The organism is Robiginitalea sp. (genome assembly GCF_049588695.1).
Taxonomy (GTDB): Bacteria; Bacteroidota; Bacteroidia; order Flavobacteriales; family Flavobacteriaceae; genus Robiginitalea.
Genome location: NZ_JBAVZJ010000033.1, coordinates 1 through 1,534, shown reverse-complemented (window position 1 = coordinate 1,534; position 1,534 = coordinate 1). Strand labels below are relative to the sequence as shown.

The following is a 1,534-nucleotide window of genomic DNA, read 5'->3' as shown; positions in this document are numbered from 1 at the left end:
ATATAAATATCGGCCAGACCCATAAAAGCCCTCGCTCTGAGGTAGTACTTTTCGTAAGGGTCGGAATTCTCGCGTACAGCATTAAAGCGCGTAATGGCCCGATCGGTACTGTTGGGGAGCATAGAGTAGAATTCTCCTTCCGAAAGGGTAATGCGATTCAGAAGATTCCGATCGTTGCTTTCTTGTTTGGCCTCAATCAGCTTACTCAATGCCAGGTTGTTATTCCCTTCCATGGAAGAGATTCTACCCTCAATAAACAGACTGGCCGCATTGCCGTAAAAATACTCCAGAGTCTCGAGCTGTTCGTTCATGCGGTCGTAGTAGAACTGGGCCTCCGAGACCCTGTCCAGGTCGAGGTATATTTGAGCATACATAAAATCACAGCGGATGATCTCCTGGGTGTCCTCCTCAGTTTCGGCGTGTTTGGTAGCTCTTTCGAGAGACTCAAGCGCCTCGACCATTCTATCCTGATTTCGGAAGGATCGCACCTCAGCCATCATCGCGGTGAATTCCGGGTCCGTCATTGGCTCCTCCTGGGCTACAAGGCCGGCAGAAGGCCATGCAATAAGCAAGGCCCATATCATAATCAGGTATGGAATGCGCGGTTTCACAGAAACTTTTTTTCAGTCATCCATTTCACGGTATCGATAATCCGACTGCTGTATCCGGTCTCGTTGTCATACCAGCCAATCACTTTAACCATGTTCCCAATGACTGACGTCATTTGAGAATCAAACGTGCAGGAATAACAACTATTGTTAATATCGATGGAAACGATCGGATCTTCGGTGTACTGCAACACTTTCTTGAATTCGTTTTGGGAAAACGCCTTAAAAGTAGCATTAATTTCCTCAATACTAGTGGGTTTCAGGACGTTGGCCGTGATGTCTGTCAGGGAGCCATTTGGAACGGGGACCCGAATACCACATCCACCTATGGCCGAAGACAGATGCGGGAAGATTCGAGTAAGTGCCTTGGCCGCTCCAGTAGTGGTGGGGACAATAGATTGTCCGGCCGCGCGGGCCCTTCTTAAATCCCGATGGGGCCTGTCGTGCAGGCTTTGGTCGGAAGTATAGGAGTGCACGGTCGTGATATAGGCCTGTTGAATGCCGCAGAGTTTATCTAGGATCGCAATCATAGGGGCGGCATTGTGTGTGGTGCACGAAGCATTGCTGAAAATGAGGTCCTGATCGCCCAGGGTTTCGTGATTGATACCGTATACCACCATGGGAATGTCCTCCTCCGGAGGGGGCGCTGTAAGCATGACCTTCGGGGCCCCTGCCTTCAGATGTTTTTGAAGGTTCTCCCGTGTCTTAAACCTGCCAGTAGCCTCGATAACCAGGTCAACACCCGCTTCCGCCCAGGGGATGCTACCCGGCTGTTCCCCATGGGAAACCCGGGTTGTGCCTTTCGGTGTGATGAGCGTGTTCTGATCGACAGATACTGCACCGGGAAAAATACCGTGAATACTGTCGTATTTTAAAAGATGTGCAAGCGTCCTGATATCGGCTACGTCATTTACAACCCCCACGTG

At 50.3% G+C, this 1,534-nt stretch carries 1 protein-coding gene and 1 pseudogene; both read right to left on the bottom strand.

The window, feature by feature from the left end; genetic code table 11:
• Positions 1 to 611 (bottom strand): annotated as a pseudogene (locus WBV75_RS00630) (hypothetical protein); the annotation flags it as partial.
• Positions 608 to 1,534 (bottom strand): type I glyceraldehyde-3-phosphate dehydrogenase (locus tag WBV75_RS00625; RefSeq protein WP_424118731.1); only part of this gene is annotated, 927 nt, incomplete at its 5' end. The pseudogene WBV75_RS00630 and the gene WBV75_RS00625, both read right to left, overlap by 4 nt.